The organism is Bradyrhizobium sp. 142, from assembly GCF_023074015.1.
Lineage (GTDB): Bacteria > Pseudomonadota > Alphaproteobacteria > Rhizobiales > Xanthobacteraceae > Bradyrhizobium.
This window is the reverse complement of sequence record NZ_JADPKQ010000424.1, coordinates 81251-104184: the sequence shown is the minus strand read 5'-3', so window position 1 is coordinate 104184 and position 22934 is coordinate 81251. Positions and strand designations below refer to the sequence as shown.

Below are 22934 nucleotides of genomic sequence, written 5' to 3'. Positions count from 1 at the left end.
TTCTGTGCGCCAGCGGCAGGCGGAAATAGGTCAGCGTCTCCTCGATGTTCTCTTCCACCCAGCCGGTGAGCTTGGGGTATTTGCCGCCCCATTTGCCGAGCCAGGCGGCGAGATCGCGCCGCACCTCTGCAAGGTCGCGCCGGTCATACATCCAGCGCAGTTCGAGCAGGCAATCGTCATCGACCTTGCGCGGCACGTAGTCGAGCGCATTGCGCAGGAAGTGCACATAGCAGCGCTGCCAGAACACGCCTGAGAGAACCTCCGCTATCCGATACCGCTCCACGGTACTCCCCTTTACTCCCACTCGATGATTCCAACTGATCATACCGCGTTGATTTCAAGCCAGAAATTTCCGATACAGAAAGAAACACCGTCTCCCCGATCGTCAAAAATTTTCGCTCTTAATTCCAAACAGGAATTACGACGATGTGCGATTTGCTCGGTTTCAGGGACTATCGCCATCGATTGATGGATTCTTTGCAGATGCGCGAAAATGATCTTTCGAGTTCATATGAAAAGGACCGTCAATCTTGCGCCGATGGACTCGAGTGACCAACGAGATGGAATACCCGAACAGTTGCTTCGCCATGGAGGTGAAGCGCGATCGACTCTCGTTCCCTACAGCCCGTCGAACCATGTCTTCCACTGCGGCACGGCGGTCGCATAGGTGCCGCGGTGCGAGGTCTGTCCGGTCGACACGGCTTCGACTTGCGGGTTACCGTTTCCGATGGCGCGCTGATAGGTCATCGCCAGTTGACCCAAGCCAACGGCGATCGCCTCGTCCGCCTCGCCATAATAATTGCGCACCGGCGACTTGATGACCCATCGATAGGCCGTAGTCTGCGCGACGAGCTTGCCATAGGCCGACTCTGCGAAGAACTGCGCGTTGAAATACTCTGGCTTGATCAGCTTTTGCAGATCGGTCGGCACATCGCTGACGTTGAATGGCTCGCGCAGGTACGCTTTGCGCGCAACATCGTAGTACTCATCCGCAATCAGCGAGCGCGCCAACCCCGGCACGCCATAATAATTCTCGAACGCAAACGACGAGAGGATGAACAGCGAGTTCACCCAGTCGGCGTCATTCTTGCGCGGGAAGCTGAGGAAACCATTGAGGGCGACCGACACGTCGACCGGCGCGCTCGCCGTCGCCGCGGCATCGACCTTTACGCCGGCGGCTTCCAATTTTTCCAGAAACGCCATCGCGACGAAACCGCCCTGCGACCAGCCGCTGACGAACAGCTTGCTGCTTGAGAGCTTCAGATCGGCGAGCACGGCGCGGCTCGCCAGCAGCATGTCATAGCTCGCCTGCTGGTGGCTCGCCTTCACCATGTAGCCTTCTGGCTCCTTCGACGAGCCCATGCCGAAATAGTCGGCGCCGATGACGATGTAGCCCTGCCCTGCGAACTGCGCGAGCATCAGCTGCGTCTCCGGCGACTGATCGGGAAACGACGGCACCTGCGTCTTCTCGTAAACCGTGCCGTGCTGATACGACACCATCGGGAACGATGTGCCGGCGATATCGGGAACGGCGACCAGTCCGGTCGCGACGATCGGCTTGTTGCCGCGCTCCGGCACCACCGATGAATAGGTCACGCGGTAGATCTTCACCGCGTTCTTGGCTGCGGTGTAGTTCACCTTTACGCCGAAGAACTTCGGCGCGTCGTCGGTGAGCACCTTGTTAAGCTTGTCGGCATCCCAGCGGCCGATCATTTCATATTGTACGTCTGAGGCGATGTGGATGGGGCCCTTGTCCTGCGCCATCGCAGGCAGGGTCTTGCCAACCATACCCAGGGCCAGAACGGCGACAACCAAGGCGCGGAGCATCATCGACATCGGCAGTCTCCAGAAATTAATCGGCGGCAATGACGTAATCGCCAAGCACTTAACTTTGGCTGAGTCATGACGAACAAAGACGCGCTTCAGATGCGGGATAAAATCCCGCGTGTGTTTCGGCGTGCGACTTTGATCCCGTGAGGCGGCGGATTGGAGTGCAATATTGCTTGCCTTTTGACAGGCTCAGTTCGCTGTCATTTATCCGCCGCCGCTCCAGCAGATGTTCGGCCCCCAAGCGGTGCGTAGTTTTCTTCGCGTGATTGAATTGGAGAAATAGCTGAGGATCGTCTTCCAGCGGACGGAACGGGCTTTCGCACCCCACCGATACTAACACCCTCACTCCCACTCAATCGTCCCGGGCGGCTTGCTCGTCACGTCATACACCACTCTATTCACGCCCTTCACCTCATTGATGATGCGCGTGGCGGTCTCGCCTAAGAACTTCATGTCGAACTGGTAGAAGTCCGCAGTCATGCCGTCGGTTGAGGTCACCGCGCGCAGGCCCACGACGAAGTCATACGTGCGGCCGTCGCCCATGACGCCCACCGTTTTCACCGGGAGCAGCACGGCGAAGGCCTGCCAGATCTCGTCGTAGAGGCCGTGCTTCCTGATCTGGTCGATGTAGACGGCGTCGGCCTTGCGCAGAATCTCGAGCTTGTCGCGAGTAATGTCGCCGGGGCAGCGGATGGCAAGGCCCGGGCCCGGGAACGGGTGCCGGCCGACGAAGATTTCGGGCAGGCCGAGCTCGCGCCCGAGCTTGCGCACCTCGTCCTTGAACAGCTCGCGCAGCGGCTCGACCAGCTTCATGTTCATGCGCTCAGGCAGTCCGCCGACATTGTGGTGCGACTTGATCGTCACCGAGGGGCCGCCGGTGAAGGAGACGCTCTCGATCACATCGGGATAGAGCGTGCCCTGCGCCAGGAAGTCGGCGCCGCCGATCTTCTTGGCCTCCGCCTCGAACACCTCGATGAAGAGGCGGCCGATGGTCTTGCGCTTGGTTTCGGGGTCGGTGACGCCTTCGAGCTCGCCCAAAAATTGCTTCGAAGCATCCACGTGCACGAGCGGGATGTTGTAGTGGTGGCGGAACAGATCGACCACGGTCTTGGCCTCGTCGAGGCGGAGCATGCCGTGATCGACGAAGACGCAGGTGAGCTGGTCGCCGACCGCTTCGTGGATCAGCACGGCGGCCACGGCCGAATCGACGCCGCCGGAGAGGCCGCAGATCACCTTGCCCTTGCCGACTTGCTGGCGGATCTTCTGGATCTCCTCCTCGCGGAAGGCGCGCATCGTCCAGTCGCCGGAAAGCCCTGCGATCTTGCGCACGAAGTTGCGGATCAGCTTGGCGCCGTCGGGCGTGTGCACCACTTCGGGGTGGAACATCAGGCCGTAATATTTGCGCGTCTCGTCCTGGATGATCGCGAACGGCGCGTTCGGCGAGGTGCCGGCGACGGAAAAGCCCGGCGGCATTCTTGTGATGCGATCGCCGTGGCTCATCCAGACCTGGTTCTTGCCGCCGAGCGACCAGACGTCCTCGAACAGCTTGCTCTCTGCCTTCACCTCGACATCGGCGCGGCCGAATTCGCGGTGATGGCCGCCCTCGACGGTGCCGCCGAGCTGCTCCGCCATGGTCATCTGGCCGTAGCAGATGCCCATCACCGGCACGCCCGACGCGAAGATCAACTGCGGCGCGCGCGGCGAGCCCGCCTCATGCACCGACTCCGGTCCGCCGGAGAGAATCACCGCTTTCGGCTTCATCTCCAGAAAGGCCTGTTCGGCCTTGTTGAACGGGACGATCTCGCAATAGACACCGTCCTCGCGCACGCGGCGCGCAATCAGCTGCGTCACCTGGCTGCCGAAGTCGACGATGAGAATCTTGTCATGCGCCGAGGCCACCGAGGGCGTCGACGCGGAGCGGTCGTGCTGTGCTGCTGTCATGGCAAGCAAATACGCGACCATGCCCCGGGCCGCAACCGCGCGCCGACACGCGCCCACATTCTTCTTTGGGCATGGACAAATGAATATAGGTAAGTATTATTTACCTAACGGTACCGACAGACAGGGGCCGATTCGGGGAGGGCGCCATGCCGCAGCACCATCAGCCATCAGAGCTCGCCGCGCTCGGCCGGACCTGGGTCGAAGCCTGGAATGCGCGCGACCTCGAACGCGTGCTCACGCTTTACGACGAAGCCACAGAGATGGTTTCGGACCGCATCTCAGCGATGGGGATCGATCCCGATGGCATCGTGCGCGGCAAGGACGCGTTGCGGGCGTATTGGGGCAAGGCGCTCGGGCTGTCGCCGGACCTGCATTTTTCGCTGATCGATGTGTTCGTCAGCCCGGACAGCGTGGTGGTGTTTTACGAGAACGAGCGGGGCAGGCGCATTTGCGAGTATTTGCGGGTGAATGCGGCCGGGCTGATCGTGCAGGGTTCGGCGAACCATTTGCCGCATTGAAGACGTGATCCGGCCTGGCGGCATTGCTCCAGGGCGGAGGGAATTCAGCGCTTGCGCGCGCCGGCCTTCCTCACCCTGGTATCGGACCATGTCAGCGGACGGCCGGCCCGCGACGGGAGCACGAGTTTGCCGACCGGCTGCCCCGTCTCGTCCACAAGGTCGGAATGTACCTCGCCACGGGCGTAGAGATTCGCTTCGCCCCATTGCCGCAAGCTGACCACGACCGGAAACAGGTCGCGTCCCCGCTTCGTCAGCGCGTATTCCTGATAGGCGCTCCCGTCGGAGGCCGGAACCGATTCGAGCACGCCGAGCTCCACCAGCCTGTGCAGGCGCGCGCTGAGCATGCCCCTGGCGATCCCGAGGTTCTTCTGGAAATCGCCGAATCGGCGCAACCCGTCGAAGGCATCGCGCACGATCAGGAGCGACCAAACGTCCCCAATTGCGTCGAGTGCCCGCGCTACCGGGCATTCAGCCTCGGCAAAACCGGTCCGCTTCATTCGCCGCCCTCCAAACAAGTCCTAAAATAGGACTAGACAGCGCCGCACGCAACTGGTCTTATTTTAGGACCAGATTGAGCGTGCGGGAGGCGACAATGACGAATGACGACATCGCGACAGCCGGACCGGCCAAGGCCGGCGACATCAACGGCGATATGACCGGGCGCGGCCTCTCGCGGGCGATGGCGCTGCTGTTCGCGCTGACCTGCGGCCTCAGCGTCGCCAACGTCTATTTCGCGCAGCCGCTGCTCGATGCCATGGCGCACGATCTCGGCATCGCCCCCGCCGCGATCGGCATGGTGGTGACGTTCACCCAGATCGGCTACGCGTTCGGCCTGATCTTGATCGTGCCGCTCGGCGATCTCTGGGATCGGCGCCGCCTGATCGTCGGGCAGACCCTGCTGTCGGCGATCGGCCTCGCCATCGTCGGCACGGCGTCGCAGCCCGTCGTGCTGCTCGCGGGAATGACGATGGTCGGCGTGCTGGCCGTCGTCGTCCAGGTCCTCGTCGCCTTTGCCGCGACGCTGGCAACGCCGGACGGGCGCGGCCGCGCCATCGGCACCGTCACCAGTGGCGTCGTCGCGGGAATCCTGCTGGCGCGGTTCGCCTCGGGCGCGCTGGCCGATGTCGGCGGCTGGCGCACGGTCTACCTGGTCTCGGCCTGCCTCATGCTCGCCATGGCCGTGCTGCTCCTGCGCGTACTGCCGCGCGGCCGGCCGTCGACGTTGGCCGGATCGTCCTATCTGGCGCTGTTGCGCTCAACCGCCTCGCTGTTTGTTCAGGAGCCGATCCTGCGCGAGCGCGCGCTGTTTACGTTTCTGATCTTCGCCAATCTGAACGTGTTCTGGAGCTCGATCGTGCTGCCGCTCTCGGCACCGCCCTTCGCGCTGTCACACACCACAATCGGATTGCTCGGGATCGCCGGTTTTGCTGGAGCACTGGCGGCGCGCAATGCCGGGCGCCTTGCCGACCTCGGCTGGGGCCAGCGCACCACCGGGCTATCGCTGCTGCTGATGCTGGGCGCCTGGGCTCCGATCGCCTGCCTGCACACCTCGCTGTGGTTGGTCGTCGCCGGCGCGATCATGCTGGATTTCGGGCTCCAGGCCGTGCATGTGACGAGCCAGAGCCTGATCGTGGCTGCCCGATCCGATGCGGCCAGCCGGCTGGTCGGGGGCTATATGGTGTTCTACTCGATCGGAAGCGCGGTCGGCGCGATTGCATCGACGATGGTGTACGCGATGGCGGGCTGGAGCGGCGTTTGCGTGCTCGGCGCCGGGATCAGCGCGGCCGCGCTGCTGGTGTGGGTCATCATCGCGAGCAGGATGCGGTGACGGCGGACTGCGCGCTGACGCACTAGGAAAAATGGGGACTGCGCCGAAACCATACGATAACAACAGCGCCGCCGCCGCTAATACAGGACGACTGTAATGAAACTCCCCGCCTCCCCCTTCACGGTCACGGACTGGAGCAAGGTGGAACCGACGCTACATCCCGGCGAGACCGGGCAAGCCAGGTGGCGCACGCTGAACATTGGCGATCTCCGGGTGCGGATGGTGGAATATTCGCCCGGTTATCTCGCCGATCACTGGTGCGACCGCGGCCACGTGCTCTACGTGCTGCAGGGCGAGCTCGACAGCGAGCTGCGCGATGGGCGCAAATTCAAGCTGACGGCGGGAATGAGCTACCAGGTCTCCGATTTCGGCGACGCCGCGCATCGCTCCTCGACGGCTGTGGGCGCGACGCTGTTCATCGTGGATTGAGGGCACACGAGCGGGCGGTGTGCACCGCAAAATAGCAAAGTCCGCTGGCCTCGCGATCAGCGCGTGCCGTCTTGAAGTTGCCCCAATAATTCGCTATATTGTGATCATCGATCCTTGGCCGAACGACTGGGCCGCTCCGCCTCATTTCCAATGGGTGAGCACGTTTCAGGTATTTCTCCAAAATCGACCAAATGGGACGACGGGCGCAAACCATAGCGCACTAGTCCCCCTGAATGCATCCTCAATGAAGGGAAATGACTATGGCAATGGGCACAGTGAAGTGGTTCAACAACCAAAAGGGTTTTGGTTTCATCCAGCCGGACAACGGCGACAAGGACGTTTTCGTCCACATCAGCGCAGTTGAGCGCGCTGGTCTGAGCACCCTCAACGAGGGTCAGAAGGTTTCCTTCGACATCGTCGCGGACCGCCGCAGCGGCAAGTCCTCGGCTGACAACCTCCGCGCCGGCTAGTCCGCCGCGCACCTCGCAGTCTGACCGCGGACGTACCGGCCAGATCGCAGGAATCTCGAAGCCCCGTCACCGGCCTCCGGTGGCGGGGTTTTCGTTTGGGCCGTCATTCCGGGATTCGCCTAGCGAGAACTATGATGCGCAATTGCGCATCTGAGAATTCATCGAGCCACAGAGAATGCCGCGTAATGGATTCTCAGATGCGCAATTGCGCATCATAGCTCGCCCTTCGGGCGCCCCGGAATGACCAAGAGGGTCAGCCGGCCTTCTTCAACACCGACACGAAGAACCCGTCGGTGCCGGTCCGGCGCGGGGTCATCAGCCAGCCTTCATCCGACCGAAGCGCGGCCTTTGCAAAATCCTCGGCCTTGTCCCAGAGCACGCTGGCGGTCTGATCGGGCGGGACAACGGCAAACTCGGGGTGGCGAGCGACGAATGCCCTCACCTGCTCGCCATTCTCCTCAGGCAGCACCGAGCAGGTGATGTAGGCGATGCGGCCGCCCGGCTTCACCAGCGGCACGGCGCGCTCCAGCACCTCGGCCTGGTCCTTGAGACGGATCTCCAGCGCGCCGGGGCGCATGCGCCATTTGGCGTCGGGGTTGCGCCGCCAGGTTCCGGTTCCCGTGCAGGGCGCATCGATGACGACGAGGTCGGCCGAGGCATGGATGTCCTGGAGCGGATCGGCTTCGCCCTTGGGCGTGCGGACATCGGCGTTGTGGACGCCGGCGCGCGACAGCCGCTCGTGGATCGGCGCCAGTTGCCGCTTGTCGCTATCGGTCGCGATCAGGCGACCCTTGCCCTGCATCATGGCGGCGAGCGCCAGCGTCTTGCCGCCGGCCCCCGCACAGAGATCGATCACCTGCTCGCCGGGCTTTGCCGCGGTGAGGCTGGCCGCAAGCTGCGATCCCTCGTCCTGCACTTCAACGCCGCCCTTGATGAAATCCTCTTCGGCCTGGATGCCGGGATTGCGCGCGTCGGCCGAAAGCGCGATGCGCAGGCCAGTTGCCGACCACGGCGTCGGTTCCGCATGAAGATGAGCAAGCGCCCGCAGCACCTTGTCGCGGTTGGATTTTAGGGTGTTGACGCGCAAATCGAGCGGGGCCCGGCTCGCCATTGCGGCGGCCTCCGCCGCACGGTCCTCGCCGAACGCTTTTGTCAGATACGGATCGAGCCACTCCGGATAGTCGCCGGCGATCGCGGCGGGTGCGTCCGTCAGGGAACGGGAGGCGAGCGCCGCCTGCTCGGCCTCCGTTAGCGGCGCCGGCGCGAACCGGCTGCCGTCGAACAATGCCGCCATGGTCGCCGTGTCCATGTTGCGCTCGAGGCGGAGCATACCGATCAGCCGCGCCCGCGCCGTGTCGGCGTCCATCAGATACGCGCTCGAGGCGTAGCGGCGCAGCACGTCCCAGACCAGACCGGCAATGGCCGCACGGTCGCCGGAACCCGCGAAGCGGTGCGCAGTGCCCCACTCCTTCAGCGCCTTGGCCGCAGGCACGCGGTCTTTTTCGATGGTGTCGATCAGCTCGATGGCCGCGGACAGCCGGGCAGCGGGGGTCATTTCAAATCTTTCAGGTCAGGATTGGTTGTTTTTTGCGCATGATCTTGTCGGAAAACCGGTATCCACTTTTCCGGATCATGCGCGCGCCTAGATCAGCAACAGCATCTTCAGCGCGAAGTAGATCCACATCGCCAGCAGCACAAGCACGCCCGCAGCAACACCATTTGAACGGACATCGGAATCTTCCCATTCGGCGGGACCGCCGCAGCGTCCATTAGCTGCCACCGTTGCCGCTGACAATGAACCAGTTGAACCGGCGTTCCCACTTGAGCGACCAACTGCCGATAGTTAAAGCGATTTCGGCTCCCGCGAGCCCGGCGAGATGGCGCCATGACCACCCTGTCCAATCTGATCAGTCTCCTCATCGAGTCGCCGGACGGCCGGCTCGGCATCCTGATGTCGGCGCTATCAGGCATCGCCGCAGCGCTCGCGGTCGCGCTGGCGATGACCGTCTATTTCCGCATGAGCTATCGGACTTGGCGCGACGTCGTCAGGCATGGCCTCGCCGCCACGTCCGCCGCCGTCCTGTTCGTTTTTGTCGCCTACGACACCCGCCACGCCGCGCTCGCCTATCTCGGCCTCAACCCGTCCAAGCCCGCGGTCGAGTTCGAGATCCGCATGCCCAGGGAGACGCTGACGGCGGTATCGGATACCCAGATCGAGCTGCACACCGACCGCAACCAGACGCTGGCGCTGGTCGATGGCGTGAGCGATCTTGCCGACGGGTGCGCGCTGCTGCGCGGTGCCGTGGCGCTCAACCACCGCACCGCGGACCGGGTGCTGGTCGTGAGCCTGCCGGGCAAAGGCACGTTCGAATTCCGCCTCCGCCTGCCCGCCGAACCCCACCGCTCGGAGCAGTTCGGGCCGTGGCATCTCGCCGACCGCGTCGCCTCACCGCTAGCGGGCAGCCTCGCCCCGCAGGACGCCTATACGATCCGCTACCGCGTGTTTTAAATTTTGTTCATTGCGATGCATGCCTGCGCCGTCATCGTTCCGACGCGCGACGACCGGTATGCTGATCCCATGCCCGAATTTCGCCTGACGCAGATTTCCGACACCCATCTCGGCCGGCGCTTTCCCGACCTGATCGCCAACTTCCAACGCGTCAGCGAACATATCGACGCTGATAGACCTGATCTCGTCGTCAACACCGGCGACATCTCGTTCGACGGGCCGACCAGCCGCGACGATGTCGAATTCGCCAAGAGCCTGCACGACGCGCTGCCCGTCGCCTGCCGTTACCTGCCGGGCAATCACGACATCGGCGATAATCCCACCGCGATCGGGCCCGCGCCCACCCCTCCGGTCGCCGAACCGCATCGCCGGCAATTCTGCACACTGATCGGCGAAGACCATTGGTCATTCGAGGCCGCAGGCTGGCGCTTCATCGGCCTTAACTCACTGGTGATGAATTCAGGGCTGGCCTTCGAGGCCGAGCAGTTCGACTGGCTGGCCTCCGAAATCTCGCGCGCGAACGGCAGGCCGGTCGCGCTGTTCCTGCACAAGCCGCTGTTTCTCAACCTGCCCGACGATCCCGAAACGCCGGAGACATCGATCCGCTACGTGCCGCAGCCGGCGCGGGCACGCCTGGTCGAGATGTTTTCGCGCGTCGATCTGCGCCTGATCGCCAGCGGTCACGTGCACCAGCGGCGCGATTTCACGTTCCGTCACACGCGGCACATCTGGGCGCCGTCGGCCGGCTTCGTCATCAACGACAAGCGCCAGGACCGAGTCGCGATCAAGGAAACGGGTCTCGTCGAGTACTGCTTCCAGCCCGACAGTCTCGAGGTCCGCCACGTCCGGGCTCCTGGCCAGGTCGATGTCGATATCGAGGAGCTGCTCGCGCAGATGGGTGCGCATTAGTCTCGTCCACGGGCATCTATCCATACCATAATACCATAATGCATCAGTTTTGGCCGCTTTATGGCTAGAAGACGCTGATGACAACGTTGTCATTTCGCCATATCGTCGGTGCAGGCGGTCGAGGACCGCAGGTGGAGCGATGATGCAGTCCATGTCCGTGTGGGATAGCCAGCGCCTGTTGACGACCATGCGCGGCATCCCCGTGGTCGACGGCCTGCCCGCTGGGGAGGTCAGCAGCCAGCGCTGGTCGCCGGCACGCGGCGATCTGGCCCTCCCTGCACTCACTCTCAATGAGGCCGCTTTCGCGGCCAATCGCGATCTGTTCCTGCGATGGTGCGCGAGCGCCGGCGTGACGGTCGCGCCCCACGCCAAGACGCCAATGTCGCCGGAGCTGGCCCGCTCGCTGCGCGAGGCCGGCGCGTGGGGCACGACGGTCGCCAACGTCCAGCAGGCTGCGGTGCTGCTCGGCCACGGCGAGCGGCGCCTGCTGCTGGCCAACGAGATCGGCGGACTCGCCGCCGGCCGGCGGCTCGGCATATTGCTCGCGGCGTATCCCGACGTCGAGTTTCACGCCTTCGCGGATTCGCCGGCCGCGGTCGCAGCGCTGGCTGAAGCGGCGCAGGTTGCAGGCCGCAGCGAATTGTCCGTGCTGGTCGAGCTCGGCGCGGGACGGGCCGGCGCGCGCGATCGCGCCGCGATCGAGGCAACCATCGCAGCCGTGCTCGGCGCCGACCGGCTGGCGCTCGGCGGCGTCGCCACCTACGAGGGCGCAGCCGCAACACCCGACGCCGACGCGACCATGCGCGAGATCGCAGCGCTCATGGACCGTACCATCGAGACCTTCGCGCTGGTCCGCGCTGCTGCGCCGTGCCGCAAGCTGATCATCAGTGCCGGCGGATCGGCCTATTTCGATGTCGTGGCGCGCGCTCTGGCGCCGGTCGCCCTGGCTGACAGCAACGCCGTCGTGATCCTGCGCTCCGGCGCGCTGTTCTTTGCCGATCACGGCATCTATGCGCGCGCGTTCATTGAGCTCGACCGGCGCGGCGGCCTCGTCATCGAGGGAACGCGATACTCCGCGGCCGAAAGCTTCCGCCCCGCGCTGACGCTCTGGGCCGAGGTGCTGTCGCGGCCCGAGAGCGCGCTCGCGATCGCAGGCTTCGGCATGCGCGATGCTTCCTTCGACGAGGGACTGCCGGTGCCCTTGCGCGTTTTCCGCAACGGCGTCGCACAGCAAGGCCTTCCCGCGGACCTGGCGGTGACCCGCCTCAACGACCAGCACGCATTCCTGTCCGTCGCGCCCGGCGGCGCGCTTGCGGTCGGCGACATCATCGCCTTCGGCATCTCGCATCCCTGCACCTGTCTCGACCGCTGGCGCGTCATCCTCGGCCTCGACGCCGAGGGCATCGTCACGCGCGCCCTTCCCACCCAGTTCGGCTGAGAGCGCGCACGATGAACTTCCTGCCGCTATGGCGTTACGAGAACCAGCTGATCGACGGGGCCATCGTCACGCTCGAACTGACAGTGATCGCGGCACTGTTCGGGCTCCTGATCGGCGTCGCCGGCGCGGTCACGCTGAAAGGCCGCATCACGCCGCTGCGCTGGCTGGTGCGCTTCTATATCGAGCTGTTCCGTAACACGCCGTCGCTGATCCAGATCTTCATCGTCTTTTTCGTGCTGCCGAATTTCGGCCTGAAGCTGCCGGCCTTCGAGGCCGCCGCCGTCGCGCTCTCGCTCTATTTCGGGGCCTATTCGGTCGAGATCATCCGCGCAGGCCTGGATTCCATTCCGCGCAGCCAAATCGAGGCCGGCCAGTGCCTCGGTTTGTCCGGCTGGCAGGTCTTTCGCCACATTGTGCTGCCGCCGGCGCTGCGCAATTGCTATCCGGCCGCGACCAGCCAGTTCGTCCTCCTGCTGCTTGGCACGTCGCTCGCCTCGCAAGTTGCGGCTGACGAACTCTTCCACGTCGCGGGCTTCATCGAGAGCCGCACCTATCGCAGCTTCGAGGTCTACGCGGTGATCTGCGCCGTCTATTTCGCGATGGCGATGTCGTTCAAGGCGCTGTTCGCGCTTCTCGGTGCTGCGGCCTTCCGCTGGCCGCGGCGGCGCTGAAGGGGGAAGCGATGCGATCATTCTCCTTCATTGATCTCATCTCGCTGGTCGCAGCGCTGCGCTGGACCGTTGCGCTCGTCGTGCTCGCACTCGCCCTTGGTGCGCCGCTGGCGCTCGCGCTGGCCATGGGTCGCATCAGCCGTTTCGCTGGGCTGCGCTGGGCGATGGCGGTCTGCATCCAGGTGGTCCAGAGCGTGCCGCTGCTGGGCCTGCTGTTCTTCTTCTATTTCGGCATGCCGGTGTTTTTGGGCATCCAGGTGCCCGCCACCGTCGCCGTGACCGTGGCCTACACGCTCTACACCGCCGCCTTTCTCGGCGAGATCTGGCGCGGCGGCCTGGAAGCCGTGAAGCAGACGCAATGGGAAGCCGGCGCATGCCTCGGGCTGTCGGGCTGGCAACAATTCCGTCACATCGTTGCACCACAGGCGCTACGCCTGTCGTTACCGCCGAGCGTCGGCTTCCTGGTGCAGCTGATCAAGGGCACCTCGCTCGCGTCCATTCTCGGCTTCGTCGAGCTCGCCCGCGCAGGGCAAGTGGTGAGCGCCGCGACGTTCCAGCCGCTTCTCACCTACGCGCTCGTCGCCGGGATCTATTTCGCGCTCTGCCTGCCGCTCACGCTCTGGTCCCGCTCCCTGGAGGCCCGCCTCGATGGCTCTCGTTGAAATCCGCGACGTGCACAAGACATTCGGCCGGGTCGAGGTGCTCAAGGGCGTCTCGCTCGATGTCGAGGAAGGCGAGATCGTCACCATCATCGGCCGCTCCGGCTCCGGCAAGTCGACGCTGCTCCGCTGCATCAACGTCCTGGAGAGCATCGATTCCGGCGAGATCCGCATCGAGGGCGAGAAGGTCCACGCCAAGATGCGCGACCTCAAGCAATTCCGACAGCGCGTCGGCATCGTGTTCCAGGCCTTCAACCTGTTTCCGCATCTGAAGGTCGAGCGCAACATCACGCTTGCCCCGCTCCTGACCGGCCGCATCGACAAGGCGAAGGCGCGCGCGCTCGCCGAGGACGTGCTCACCCGCGTCGGGCTTGCCGAGAAGATCGACGCCTGGCCGGAGCAGCTCTCCGGTGGCCAGCAGCAGCGCGTCGCAATCGCGCGCTGCCTCGCCATGGCCCCTCACCTGATGCTGTTCGACGAGGTGACCTCCGCGCTCGACCCCGAGCTCGTCGGCGAAGTGTTGAAGGTGATGGAAGCGATGGCCAAGCAGGGCATGACCATGATCCTGGTCACGCATGAGATGGGCTTTGCCCGCAACGTCGCCAACCGCATCGTCTTCATGCACCAGGGCCGCGTCTGGGAACAGGGGCCGCCGGCAAAGCTGTTCGCCAACCCAGAGACCCCCGAGCTCGCAAGCTTCATCGCGTCGTCGAAGTGAACATCGTTCACCAAATCCGCCACCAGGAGAGAGCCATGAGAAAGTTGAAGTCCCTCTTCACCATCGCAGCCGCGGCACTTGCCGTTTTCGCCGCACCAAACCTCGCCAAGGCCGACAAGCTCCAGGACGTGCTCGGCTCTGGGAAGCTGCGGGTCGGCATTCTCACCGATGCCGCGCCGTGGGGTTTCAAGGACGACAAGGGGGAGATCGCGGGACTGGACGCCGATCTCGCCAGGCTGATCGCCGCCGACATGGGCGTGAAGCTCGAGCTCGTCCCGGTGACGGGTGCGGCGCGCATCCCGAGCCTGCTCTCGGACAAGATCGACATGCTGATCGCGGGCCTCGGCGCCACGCCGGAGCGCGCCCAGCAGGTGATGTTCTCGCAGCCCTATGCGGTGGTGAATCTCGGCGTCTACGGCGCAAAGTCGCTTGCCGCCGCCACCGGCAAGAAGCCCGACAATCTCGACGGACGCAGCGTCGCGGTCGCCAAGGGCTCGACGCTCGACGTCTGGCTGACCGACAACGCACCGAAGGTGAAGCTGGTGCGTTTCGAGGACACGCCGGCGGCGCTCGCCGCCTATCTGGCCGGCCAGGCCGACACGTTCGCGGAGAACAGCGCAATCGCGCTGAAGGTGCAGGAGCAGAACCCGACCAAGGAGGTCGAGCTGAAATTCCTGATCCGCCAGTCGCCGGCCCATGTCGGCGTGCGCCAGGGCGAGCAGAACCTGCTCAACTGGATCAACACCGACATCTTCACCAACAAGCTCAACGGCAAGCTCGGCGCGCTGCAGCTGAAATGGTTCAAGGAAGAGCAGTTGCTGCCGACGCTGTAGTTTTGGATAGGCTCCCGCGTCACGCGGGAGCCGACTTCACGAGGAGAATTTCAAGATGATCAAACGTTACGTCGCCGGTCCGCGCATGAGCCAAGCCGTCGCCGCCGGCGGCATGGTGCACATCGCCGGCCAGGTCGCGGACGACCGCAAGGCTGGCATCGTGTCGCAGACCCAGCAGGTGCTCGCCAAGATCGATGCGCTGCTGAAGGACGCCGGCTCCGACCGCTCCAAGCTCATCGCCGTCAACGTCTTCCTGCCGCACATCACCGACTTCGACACCATGAACTCGGTCTATGACGCCTGGATCGATCCGGCCAATCCGCCGGCGCGCGCCTGCGTCGAAGCCCGCCTCGCCGATCCCGACCTCCGCGTCGAGATGACCGCGGTCGCCTTGCTCTGAAGGCGACGCCATCCGTTCAACCTTCGGCCGGCGTCGGCGACGACGCGGCCCCGAGGCAAGCCATGCATACCGGACTTTTCCACGAGATCGATTTCGAGACGGACCAGAAATGGTCCGGCCATCTTGGTATTCCCTTCTCGATTGATCGCTCCCCCTATTACCAGCTCAAGATCCCGATCTTCCGGATCAAGAACGGCGCCGGCCCGAAACTGCTGTTGATGGCCGGCAATCACGGCGACGAATATGAGGGCGAGATCACGCTGACGCGGCTGTATCGCCGACTCGATGCGGCGGCGGTGAAGGGCGAGATCACGATCCTGCCCTTCGCCAATCTGCCGGCGGTGATGGCGGCCCGCCGCCGCTCACCGCTCGATGAAGGCAATCTCAACCGCGCCTTCCCCGGCGATGCCTGGGGAACGCCGACCTTTCGGCTGGCGCATTTTCTCGAGCATGAGCTGTTTCCGCGCCACGAAATCGTCTTCGACATCCACTCGGGCGGTACGTCGATGGCGCACGTGCCCTGCGCGCTGATCGAGCGGCAGGGCACTCCCGAGATGTTCGGCCACGCGCTGCGCCTGATGGAGGGGTTAGGCATGCCCTTCGCTTTCGTCGCGGAGAACGGCGCCGCCGCGCCGACCTCGATGGCGGCAGCCGCGCGCGCCGGCGCGATCGGCTTGTCGGGCGAATTCGGTGGTGGCGGCACTGTCACGCCGCAGACGATGGCGCTCACAGCGCGTGCCGTCGATCGGCTGTTGCTGGCGCTTGGCATCGTCCAGGCACCGGTACTGGGTCCCCACGCCCCGGTCGAACGCGCGAGCGAACTGCTGGCGCTGCAAAGTCACGCGCAGGCAGTGTTCGCAACGCGGCGCGGCTGGTTCGAGCCGGCGGTCATGGTCGGCGCACGAGTCAAGGCCGGCGACGTCGCCGGCTGGTATCATGATTTCGAGCGCCCGGAGCAGCCCGAAGAGGTGCTGCGCTTTCCGGCCGACGGCATCGTGATCTCACAGCGCCTGCACACCGACAGTCAGAGCGGCGACTGCCTGGTCCAGGTCGGCCGAGCGCTCGCGCGCGACGAGGTGTCGGCGCGATGAGCTTTGGAGACGATACCGACTTCGACTAAGTTCGGGATTCGATGGCTGATCCGCTGAAGCCGACCTATGACGACGTGGTGCGCATTCCGGCGCCGCCCGGCCGCGGCAGCGCGAGCGGACGGCCGCCACGTATCGAGGAGGTGGCGGAGCGCGCGGGCGTGTCGCCGATCACGGTATCGCGGGTGCTGCGCCATCCCGAGAAGGTTAATCGCGACACCCGTGAGCGCATTCTCGAAGTAATCGAGGCCACCGGCTATGCCTCCAACCCGCATGCGCGCGCGTTGCGGTCGGGCAGGTCCAACGTGGTGGTAGCGTTCGTCTCCAACATCCTCAGCCAGCAGTTCGGGCTTGCCGTGCGCAGCTTTGCCGCCACGCTCGAGCCGGAAGGGTTCGAGGTGCTGGTCGGTCAGACCTCCTACTCCTACGCCAAGGAGGTCGCGATGATCCAGTCGCTGCGCGGCATCCGGCCGGCAGCCGTCATGTTCACCGGCGTTATCGAGCTTGAGGAGAATCGCGCCGCGCTCGAAGAGCTCAGCATTCCCGTGATCGAGACCTGGGCGTTCCCGCCCGATCCCATCGACATGCTGGTCGGCCTCTCCAACGTGGACGCCGGCGCGATGGCGGCACGGCGCCTTGCGGAGGCCGGACATCGCCGCGTCGCCTTCATCGGACGCAGCGTCGGGCGCGGTGCACTGCGCCGCGACGGTTTTCGTGCGGCCGCTGCCAAGCTCGGGCTGGAGATCAGCCACGAGATCGGCGTCGGCGAGATCGCGGGGCTGGTCGATGGCCGCGCGGCGTTCAGCGCCCTACTCGATCGCGGCGACCGCGTCGATGCCGTGTTCTGCGCCAACGATCTATTGGCGACCGGCGCGCTGATCGAGGCGCGCGCCCGCGGCCTGACGGTCCCGCGCGATCTTGCGCTGCTCGGCTTCGGCGACAACGACGTGGCGGATCAAATCACGCCCGGCCTCACCACCATCTCCTTCGACGCGGCTTCCGTGGGGCGTATCGCAGGCGAATTGCTGCTGGCGCGCCTTGGCGGCGCGCCGCCGGCCGAACAGCGGCTTGCGGTCGAGCTCTTCCTTGTCGAGCGCGGCAGCATCTGACGATGCGGCTTACGCGACGCTCTTGAGATCCTGCTGGATCGCGGCAAGCAGGGATTGCAGCGCCTGGCTGTTCACCGGCTTGGCCGCGCAAGAAGCAGGCTGACCATCGGATGGCTTGGCGGCCTTGACCGGACGTTTCGGAAAGGGCGGCGCAGGCGCGCGCATCGCGGGTTGCGCAGTCGCGCCCCCATCGTCGGCATGAACGAACTTGCCATGGATGACGTCGTCGCGACGGCCCATGACGAACATGATCGCCCAATAACCGGCGGCCAACAGCATTACGCAAAAAACACTGATCTCTAACATCGCAACACCCAAAATATGCGCGATGATTCAATGCCTTCGCTCAGCCGTCAATGAACCGCCGGTCACACCTGCGGCTTTTGCCGGCATGTGTGGCCGATCGGTCACTTTTTGTTAACCATCTCCGGCCCCGAGAGTGGCGTTGGCGCAACCAGGCCTTGTAACTAAGATTTGCAGCTAAGCCTTATCCGGCCCGACCCGGACGAGCTGCTTGCCGAAATTGGCGCCCTTGAGGAGCCCGATGAAGGCCCCGGGCGCGCTCTCCAGGCCCTCGGTGACGAACTCCTTGTACTTCACCCGGCCGTTACGGACCCAAGCCGACATGTCGCGCAGGAAGTCGCCATGGCGGGCGGCGAAGTCGGAGACGATGAAGCCGCGGAAGGTCAGCCGCTTGGTCAGGATCGCGCGCATCATGGACGCGGCCCATTTCGGCGGCTTGGCCTCGGTGTCGTTGTAGTGGGCGATCAGGCCGCAGACCGGCACGCGCGCAAACGGATTGAGCAGCGGGAACACGGCCTCGAACACGGCGCCGCCGACATTCTCGAAATAGACGTCGATACCCCCAGGACAGGCGTCCTTCAGCTTCGCCGCCAGATCAGGATCGCGGTGATCGAGGCAGGCATCGAAGCCGAGCTCCCTCACGACGAAGTCGCACTTGTCCTTGCCGCCGGCGATGCCGACCGCGCGGGCGCCCTTGATCTTGGCGATCTGGCCCACGGCCGAGCCGACCGCACCCGAAGCACCGGCGACGACGACGGTCTCGCCCTGTTGCGGCTTGCCGATGTCGAGCAGGCCCGTATACGCCGTCATGCCGGGCATGCCGAGCACGCCGATAGCGGTCGAGATCGGCGCGAGCTTTGGGTCGACCTTCGCAAGACCCCTGCCGTCGGAGATCGCATGCGTCTGCCAGCCGGCGCGCGAGAGCACGATGTCGCCCTTGGCGAAATTCGGATTGTTGGAGGCCGCGACCTCGCAGACCGTGCCGGCTTCCATCACCCCGTTCACGGGCACCGGCGTCGCATAGGACGGACCGTCGCTCATGCGCCCGCGCATGTAGGGATCGAGCGAAAGCCAGATCGTACGCAGCAGGACTTCACCCTGCCCCGGTGTCGGAATGGCGAATTCCTCAACGCGGAAATCGGACGGCTTTGGCTCGCCGACGGGACGCGCGGCGAGAACGATGCGTTTGCCTTGGGACATGATGGCTTCCTCCTGATTATGCTTCGGCGCGAACGGAAGCGGAGGGAGCGGGGCGCGTCAATACAAAAGCGAGGAGTGCGGCGGCCTGGAAGCACCGTGACGACGTTGCTGCGTTACGCTCGCGTTCAACGCATCGCCGTCATGCCCCGCGAAGGCGGGGCATCCAGTACGCCGCCGCTTCTCGGTTCAATCGCAGGCGTCGCGGAGTGCTGGATTCCCCGCCTTCGCGGGGAATGACAGCGGAGAACATGGCAAGCGCGCTGAAACCAACGCGGAGCCGAGACGACTAACCCCCGCCGGGATAGTTCGGGGCTTCGCGCGTGATGGTGACGTCGTGGACGTGGCTTTCGCGCAGGCCTGCGCCGGTGATGCGGACGAACTGCGCCTTGGAATGCAGCTCGCTCAGGTCGCGCGCGCCGACATAGCCCATCGCGGCGCGAAGGCCGCCGGCGAGCTGGTGCATGACGTTGCCGACCGGGCCCTTGTAGGGCACCTGGCCCTCGATGCCTTCGGGCACGAGCTTGAGCGTGTCCTTGATGTCCTGCTGGAAGTAACGGTCGGCCGAGCCGCGCGCCATCGCGCCGACCGAGCCCATCCCACGATAGGCCTTGTAGGAGCGGCCCTGCCACAAGAACACTTCACCGGGCGTCTCGTCGGTGCCCGCCAGCAGCGAGCCGACCATGGCGATGTCGGCGCCGGCGGCAAGCGCCTTGGCCAGATCGCCGGAGAACTTGATGCCGCCATCGGCAATGACGGGGATGTTCGACTTCTTCGCCGCTTCCACCGCATCCATGATCGCGGTGAGCTGCGGCACGCCGACGCCGGCGACGATACGCGTGGTGCAGATCGAGCCCGGGCCGATGCCGACCTTGATGCAATCGGCGCCCGAATCGATCAGGGCCTGCGTGCCCTCCGCCGTCGCAACGTTACCGGCGACGACCTGCACCGAGTTGGACAGGCGCTTGATGCGGTTCACGGCGTGAAGCACGTGGCGGGAATGGCCGTGCGCGGTGTCGACGACGACGAGGTCGACGCCGGCATCGATCAACCGCTCGGTGCGCTCGAAACCGGTGTCGCCGACGGTGGTGGCCGCGGCGACGCGCAGGCGGCCCTGCGCGTCCTTGCAGGCGAGCGGATGGGCGACCGCTTTTTCCATGTCCTTGACGGTGATCAGGCCGACGCAGCGATACTGGTCGTCGACGACGAGCAGCTTTTCGATGCGGTGATGATGCAGCATCCGCCGCGCTTCGTCCTGACTGACATTCTCACGGACCGTGACGAGGTTTTCGTGCGTCATCAGTTCGGAAATTTTTTGCTGACGATTGGTCGCAAACCGCACGTCGCGGTTGGTGAGGATGCCGACCAGCTTGCCCGGCGTGGACTTGCCGGCGCCGGTGACGACGGGAATGCCGGAGATGCCGTGATCGCTCATCAGCTTCAGCGCATCGTCGAGCGTGGCATCGGGGCTGATGGTGAGCGGGTTGACCACCATGCCCGACTCGTATCGCTTGACCTGCCGGACCTGGGCGGCCTGCCCCTCGGGGTCGAAATTGCGATGGATGACGCCGATGCCGCCGGCCTGCGCCATGGCGATCGCCATGCGCGCCTCGGTCACGGTGTCCATGGCGGAGGCCATGATCGGAATGTTGAGCGGGATGGCGCGGGTGACGCGGGAGCGGATATCGACCTCGCCCGGCATGACGTCGGAGAGGCCCGGCTTCAACAGCACGTCATCGAATGTAAAGGCTTCGCGGATGCCTTGTTGCACCGTAGCCATGTGCCAACTCCTTCCTGCGGCCTTGCCGCAAATAGCTATGGATGAGCGCCGCCCTCGGCGTACCTTGCGGCAGCGCCGTCGAATCGGAGCCCATCAGTGGGGTTGACGCGGGTCGATAGCACGGTCGGGTGACGAATCAAAGCGATTCGGACCGCTGGCCAGCCATGCACAGGCTTTTTGGGCTAATTCAGCGGGGATAGCCCGGCGGCGACCCACCCGCCGTCATTCCGGGGCGCGACGAAGCCGCGAGCCCGGAATCCATCCCAAAGCGGTCTCTCGGCCCAATGGATTCCGGGCTCGCGCCAAGGAGGCGCGCTCCGGAATGACGAGAGGTGTCACACAATCGTTGCGCAGGATTTAGGTGCCATGCGCTGATCCGCAATGGTCCCCGCTCGGTGGCGGTGATAAGCCGCAATTCCACCCGTCCTGCCAATTTCAATTACCAATCCGTCATGATCGACAAGCAACGCGTCATTCCACTGATCGTGGCCACCGCCCTGTTCATGGAAAACATGGACTCGACAGTGATCGCCACCTCGCTGCCGGCGATCGCGGCCGACATCGGCACCAGCCCACTGACGCTCAAGCTCGCGATCACGTCCTATTTGCTGTCGCTCGCGGTGTTCATTCCGGCGAGCGGCTGGACTGCTGACCGCTTTGGTGCGCGCCTGGTGTTTGCCATCGCGGTCGGGGTGTTCATGGTCGGCTCGGTCGGCTGCGCGCTCTCGACGTCGGTCACCGATTTCGTGTTCGCGCGCATCCTCCAGGGCATGGGCGGGGCAATGATGACGCCGGTCGGACGCCTCGTGCTGCTGCGCTCGGTCGACAAGAGCGCGCTGGTCAATGCGATGGCCTGGGTGACGGTCCCTGCCCTGATTGGTCCCGTGATCGGGCCGCCGCTCGGCGGCTTCATCACCACCTACGCGTCGTGGCATTGGATCTTCCTGATCAACATCCCGATCGGGCTGCTCGGCATCTTCATGGCCTTGCGCTTCATCGATCCCATCAAGAGCGAGGAACGCGAGCCGTTCGATCTCTACGGCATGGTGCTCGCGGGAATCGGCCTCGCCGGCATCGCGTTCGGATTGTCGGTTGCCGGCCTCAATCTGCTGCCGTGGAGCACCGTCGTCGCCCTGGTCGTCGGCGGATCGATCTCGATGACGCTGTACGTACTTCACGCAAGGCGCACGGGATCGCCGGTGCTGGACTTTTCGCTGTTGAAGCTGCCGACGCTACGCGCGGCCGTTCTCGGCGGCTTCATGTTCCGGCTCGGCATCGGCGCGCTGCCGTTCCTCCTCCCGCTCCTGATGCAGGTCGGCTTCGGCCTGTCGCCGTTCAAGTCGGGCCTCGTCACGTTCGGCTCCTCGCTTGGCGCCATGGGCATGAAGGCGCTGGCCGCGCGCATCATCCGCGCCTTCGGCTTCCGCAATCTGATGACGATGAATGCCATCATCAGCGCGGTTTTTCTCGCCGCCTGTGCGCTGTTCACGGTGACGACGCCGCTGCTCATCATCATGATCATCCTGGTGGTCGGCGGCTTCTTCCGCTCGCTGGAGTTCACTGCGATCAACACGGTCGCCTATGCCGAGGTCGAGACCGCACAGATGAGCCGCGCCACCACGCTTGTCAGCGTCAACCAGCAGCTGGCGGTCTCGGCCGGCGTCGCCGTCGGTGCCGCCTCGGTGGAGACGACGATGTGGCTCAGCCACGTCAGCGAGCTCAACGCCACCGTATTCGCGCCGGCCTTCATCGTGGTCGCGCTGACCTCGGCGGCGTCGAGCTGGTTCTTCTGGCAGATGCCCGATGATGCCGGCCACGAGATCTCCGGCCGCAAGGCGGTGGAGATTTCCAGCCGCAAAGGCGCGGACAAGGGTGCAGCGAAAGCGGCCGTCAAGGCGGCGACCGAGGACACGCAGGACGTGCGGGACCAAAGGTTGGGGTAGCGGAAAGCAAGGTGTCGGCCCTCGGCGGACAAAATGCGCGAAACAACTCCATGCAAAGCAGCCGAGGGGCGTCGGGGTCAATTGCTTCCATATTTCCGAAAACGGATTGATGCATCCATCGTCGGCATGAGACCATAGTGACGGAATTCCCGAAAGACGATCCACCGTCCGGCCCCGCGACGTGATCTTCGCACGCCCGCGGAACAGCTAAGGGATATGGATCTCTCGGGCAAAAGCCATAGTCACGAGGCGGCCGCCACCAGAGCGCGCGGGTTCAATGAGAGGAACACCCGTTTATCTTTGTGGCTCCTGTTGCTCGCGGATGGCGCGCACTTGCAACTTTTGCCCTTCGGCAATGTTG

Annotated in this window: 23 protein-coding genes and 1 pseudogene; 15 read left to right on the top strand and 9 right to left on the bottom strand. The window is 64.7% G+C overall.

The features are described from left to right. The 3 genes and pseudogenes from IVA82_RS39570 to guaA form a co-directional block, all read right to left on the bottom strand. Positions 1-241 (bottom strand): annotated as a pseudogene (locus IVA82_RS39570) (transposase); the annotation flags it as partial. Between the two features lie 377 nt (positions 242-618). Further along, on the bottom strand, positions 619-1836 hold the full coding sequence (locus tag IVA82_RS39565; protein ID WP_247386637.1) for a prolyl oligopeptidase family serine peptidase: 1218 nt from the start codon (positions 1834-1836) through the stop codon (positions 619-621). A 336-nt stretch (positions 1837-2172) separates the two neighbouring features. Continuing rightward, complete coding sequence (guaA, locus tag IVA82_RS39560; RefSeq protein ID WP_247386644.1) at positions 2173-3771, bottom strand: glutamine-hydrolyzing GMP synthase; 1599 nt, start codon at positions 3769-3771, stop codon at positions 2173-2175. Positions 3772-3917: 146 nt separating this feature from the next. Between guaA and IVA82_RS39555 the strand changes: the two genes are divergently transcribed. Further along, on the top strand, positions 3918-4289 hold the full coding sequence (locus IVA82_RS39555; protein ID WP_247386635.1) for a nuclear transport factor 2 family protein: 372 nt from the start codon (positions 3918-3920) through the stop codon (positions 4287-4289). A 44-nt stretch (positions 4290-4333) separates the two neighbouring features. Here IVA82_RS39555 and IVA82_RS39550 read toward each other — a convergent pair whose 3' ends face one another. After that, entirely contained in the window at positions 4334-4786 is a 453-nt protein-coding gene (locus tag IVA82_RS39550) for a helix-turn-helix domain-containing protein (protein ID WP_247386633.1), read from the bottom strand. A 95-nt stretch (positions 4787-4881) separates the two neighbouring features. Between IVA82_RS39550 and IVA82_RS39545 the strand changes: the two genes are divergently transcribed. From IVA82_RS39545 to IVA82_RS39535, 3 genes are all read left to right on the top strand, one after another. Then, a complete protein-coding gene (locus tag IVA82_RS39545) occupies positions 4882-6117 on the top strand; it encodes an MFS transporter (RefSeq protein ID WP_247386631.1) in 1236 nt (411 codons plus the stop codon). A 96-nt stretch (positions 6118-6213) separates the two neighbouring features. Beyond that, entirely contained in the window at positions 6214-6546 is a 333-nt protein-coding gene (locus tag IVA82_RS39540) for a DHCW motif cupin fold protein (RefSeq protein ID WP_247386629.1), read from the top strand. Positions 6547-6806: 260 nt separating this feature from the next. Continuing rightward, positions 6807-7016 carry a cold-shock protein gene (locus IVA82_RS39535; protein WP_045000506.1) on the top strand — a complete coding sequence of 70 codons (210 nt, stop codon included), beginning with the start codon at positions 6807-6809 and terminating at the stop codon, positions 7014-7016. 253 nt (positions 7017-7269) lie between these two features. Here the strand turns inward: IVA82_RS39535 and IVA82_RS39530 are convergent, their stop codons facing one another. Both IVA82_RS39530 and IVA82_RS39525 read right to left on the bottom strand, forming a co-directional pair. Beyond that, positions 7270-8571, bottom strand: a complete 1302-nt coding sequence (locus tag IVA82_RS39530; RefSeq protein WP_247386628.1) for an RsmB/NOP family class I SAM-dependent RNA methyltransferase — start codon at positions 8569-8571, stop codon at positions 7270-7272. Positions 8572-8658: 87 nt separating this feature from the next. Further along, entirely contained in the window at positions 8659-8796 is a 138-nt protein-coding gene (locus IVA82_RS39525) for a hypothetical protein (protein ID WP_247386627.1), read from the bottom strand. A gap of 105 nt (positions 8797-8901) precedes the next feature. On the opposite strand from IVA82_RS39525, the gene IVA82_RS39520 reads away from it, so the two are divergent. From IVA82_RS39520 to IVA82_RS39475, 10 genes are all read left to right on the top strand, one after another. Further along, positions 8902-9525, top strand: a complete 624-nt coding sequence (locus tag IVA82_RS39520; protein WP_247386626.1) for an acriflavin resistance protein — start codon at positions 8902-8904, stop codon at positions 9523-9525. Between the two features lie 69 nt (positions 9526-9594). Further along, on the top strand, positions 9595-10434 hold the full coding sequence (locus IVA82_RS39515) for a metallophosphoesterase (RefSeq protein WP_247386625.1): 840 nt from the start codon (positions 9595-9597) through the stop codon (positions 10432-10434). 142 nt (positions 10435-10576) lie between these two features. Beyond that, a complete protein-coding gene (locus IVA82_RS39510; RefSeq protein WP_247386624.1) occupies positions 10577-11872 on the top strand; it encodes an alanine racemase in 1296 nt (431 codons plus the stop codon). 11 nt (positions 11873-11883) lie between these two features. Next, positions 11884-12543 carry an amino acid ABC transporter permease gene (locus IVA82_RS39505; protein WP_247386623.1) on the top strand — a complete coding sequence of 220 codons (660 nt, stop codon included), beginning with the start codon at positions 11884-11886 and terminating at the stop codon, positions 12541-12543. Between the two features lie 11 nt (positions 12544-12554). Next, on the top strand, positions 12555-13205 hold the full coding sequence (locus IVA82_RS39500; RefSeq protein ID WP_247386622.1) for an amino acid ABC transporter permease: 651 nt from the start codon (positions 12555-12557) through the stop codon (positions 13203-13205). Continuing rightward, positions 13192-13920, top strand: a complete 729-nt coding sequence (locus tag IVA82_RS39495; protein WP_247386621.1) for an amino acid ABC transporter ATP-binding protein — start codon at positions 13192-13194, stop codon at positions 13918-13920. The genes IVA82_RS39500 and IVA82_RS39495 overlap by 14 nt, the downstream gene beginning before the upstream one ends. A gap of 35 nt (positions 13921-13955) precedes the next feature. Next, complete coding sequence (locus IVA82_RS39490; protein ID WP_247386620.1) at positions 13956-14753, top strand: transporter substrate-binding domain-containing protein; 798 nt, start codon at positions 13956-13958, stop codon at positions 14751-14753. Between the two features lie 55 nt (positions 14754-14808). Then, on the top strand, positions 14809-15153 hold the full coding sequence (locus tag IVA82_RS39485) for a RidA family protein (RefSeq protein ID WP_247386619.1): 345 nt from the start codon (positions 14809-14811) through the stop codon (positions 15151-15153). A gap of 62 nt (positions 15154-15215) precedes the next feature. Next, the gene (locus tag IVA82_RS39480; RefSeq protein ID WP_247386618.1) at positions 15216-16244 is read left to right on the top strand and encodes a succinylglutamate desuccinylase/aspartoacylase family protein; all 1029 of its coding nucleotides are present in this window, start codon (positions 15216-15218) and stop codon (positions 16242-16244) included. A gap of 41 nt (positions 16245-16285) precedes the next feature. Further along, entirely contained in the window at positions 16286-17350 is a 1065-nt protein-coding gene (locus IVA82_RS39475; protein ID WP_247386617.1) for a LacI family DNA-binding transcriptional regulator, read from the top strand. 9 nt (positions 17351-17359) lie between these two features. Here the strand turns inward: IVA82_RS39475 and IVA82_RS39470 are convergent, their stop codons facing one another. From IVA82_RS39470 to guaB, 3 genes are all read right to left on the bottom strand, one after another. Continuing rightward, entirely contained in the window at positions 17360-17656 is a 297-nt protein-coding gene (locus tag IVA82_RS39470; RefSeq protein WP_247386616.1) for a hypothetical protein, read from the bottom strand. A gap of 174 nt (positions 17657-17830) precedes the next feature. Then, the gene (locus IVA82_RS39465; RefSeq protein ID WP_247386615.1) at positions 17831-18853 is read right to left on the bottom strand and encodes an NADP-dependent oxidoreductase; all 1023 of its coding nucleotides are present in this window, start codon (positions 18851-18853) and stop codon (positions 17831-17833) included. Positions 18854-19139: 286 nt separating this feature from the next. Next, complete coding sequence (gene guaB / locus IVA82_RS39460; protein ID WP_247386614.1) at positions 19140-20630, bottom strand: IMP dehydrogenase; 1491 nt, start codon at positions 20628-20630, stop codon at positions 19140-19142. A 452-nt stretch (positions 20631-21082) separates the two neighbouring features. On the opposite strand from guaB, the gene IVA82_RS39455 reads away from it, so the two are divergent. Further along, entirely contained in the window at positions 21083-22573 is a 1491-nt protein-coding gene (locus IVA82_RS39455; protein WP_247386613.1) for an MFS transporter, read from the top strand. Positions 22574-22934: the final 361 nt, after the last annotated feature.

Bases quoted from the DNA above. Each gene is read 5' to 3' on its own strand.
- guaA (WP_247386644.1), bottom strand. From the start codon at position 3,771: ATGACAGCAGCACAGCACGACCGCTCCGCGTCGACGCCCTCGGTGGCC.
- IVA82_RS39550 (WP_247386633.1), bottom strand. From the start codon at position 4,786: ATGAAGCGGACCGGTTTTGCCGAGGCTGAATGCCCGGTAGCGCGGGCA.
- guaB (WP_247386614.1), bottom strand. From the start codon at position 20,630: ATGGCTACGGTGCAACAAGGCATCCGCGAAGCCTTTACATTCGATGAC.
- IVA82_RS39520 (WP_247386626.1), top strand. From the start codon at position 8,902: ATGACCACCCTGTCCAATCTGATCAGTCTCCTCATCGAGTCGCCGGAC.
- IVA82_RS39515 (WP_247386625.1), top strand. From the start codon at position 9,595: ATGCCCGAATTTCGCCTGACGCAGATTTCCGACACCCATCTCGGCCGG.
- IVA82_RS39510 (WP_247386624.1), top strand. From the start codon at position 10,577: ATGCAGTCCATGTCCGTGTGGGATAGCCAGCGCCTGTTGACGACCATG.
- IVA82_RS39465 (WP_247386615.1), bottom strand. From the start codon at position 18,853: ATGTCCCAAGGCAAACGCATCGTTCTCGCCGCGCGTCCCGTCGGCGAG.
- IVA82_RS39475 (WP_247386617.1), top strand. From the start codon at position 16,286: ATGGCTGATCCGCTGAAGCCGACCTATGACGACGTGGTGCGCATTCCG.
- IVA82_RS39480 (WP_247386618.1), top strand. From the start codon at position 15,216: ATGCATACCGGACTTTTCCACGAGATCGATTTCGAGACGGACCAGAAA.
- IVA82_RS39495 (WP_247386621.1), top strand. From the start codon at position 13,192: ATGGCTCTCGTTGAAATCCGCGACGTGCACAAGACATTCGGCCGGGTC.
- IVA82_RS39490 (WP_247386620.1), top strand. From the start codon at position 13,956: ATGAGAAAGTTGAAGTCCCTCTTCACCATCGCAGCCGCGGCACTTGCC.
- IVA82_RS39535 (WP_045000506.1), top strand. From the start codon at position 6,807: ATGGCAATGGGCACAGTGAAGTGGTTCAACAACCAAAAGGGTTTTGGT.
- IVA82_RS39470 (WP_247386616.1), bottom strand. From the start codon at position 17,656: ATGTTAGAGATCAGTGTTTTTTGCGTAATGCTGTTGGCCGCCGGTTAT.
- IVA82_RS39455 (WP_247386613.1), top strand. From the start codon at position 21,083: ATGATCGACAAGCAACGCGTCATTCCACTGATCGTGGCCACCGCCCTG.
- IVA82_RS39565 (WP_247386637.1), bottom strand. From the start codon at position 1,836: ATGTCGATGATGCTCCGCGCCTTGGTTGTCGCCGTTCTGGCCCTGGGT.
- IVA82_RS39540 (WP_247386629.1), top strand. From the start codon at position 6,214: ATGAAACTCCCCGCCTCCCCCTTCACGGTCACGGACTGGAGCAAGGTG.
- IVA82_RS39500 (WP_247386622.1), top strand. From the start codon at position 12,555: ATGCGATCATTCTCCTTCATTGATCTCATCTCGCTGGTCGCAGCGCTG.
- IVA82_RS39485 (WP_247386619.1), top strand. From the start codon at position 14,809: ATGATCAAACGTTACGTCGCCGGTCCGCGCATGAGCCAAGCCGTCGCC.
- IVA82_RS39505 (WP_247386623.1), top strand. From the start codon at position 11,884: ATGAACTTCCTGCCGCTATGGCGTTACGAGAACCAGCTGATCGACGGG.
- IVA82_RS39530 (WP_247386628.1), bottom strand. From the start codon at position 8,571: ATGACCCCCGCTGCCCGGCTGTCCGCGGCCATCGAGCTGATCGACACC.
- IVA82_RS39545 (WP_247386631.1), top strand. From the start codon at position 4,882: ATGACGAATGACGACATCGCGACAGCCGGACCGGCCAAGGCCGGCGAC.
- IVA82_RS39555 (WP_247386635.1), top strand. From the start codon at position 3,918: ATGCCGCAGCACCATCAGCCATCAGAGCTCGCCGCGCTCGGCCGGACC.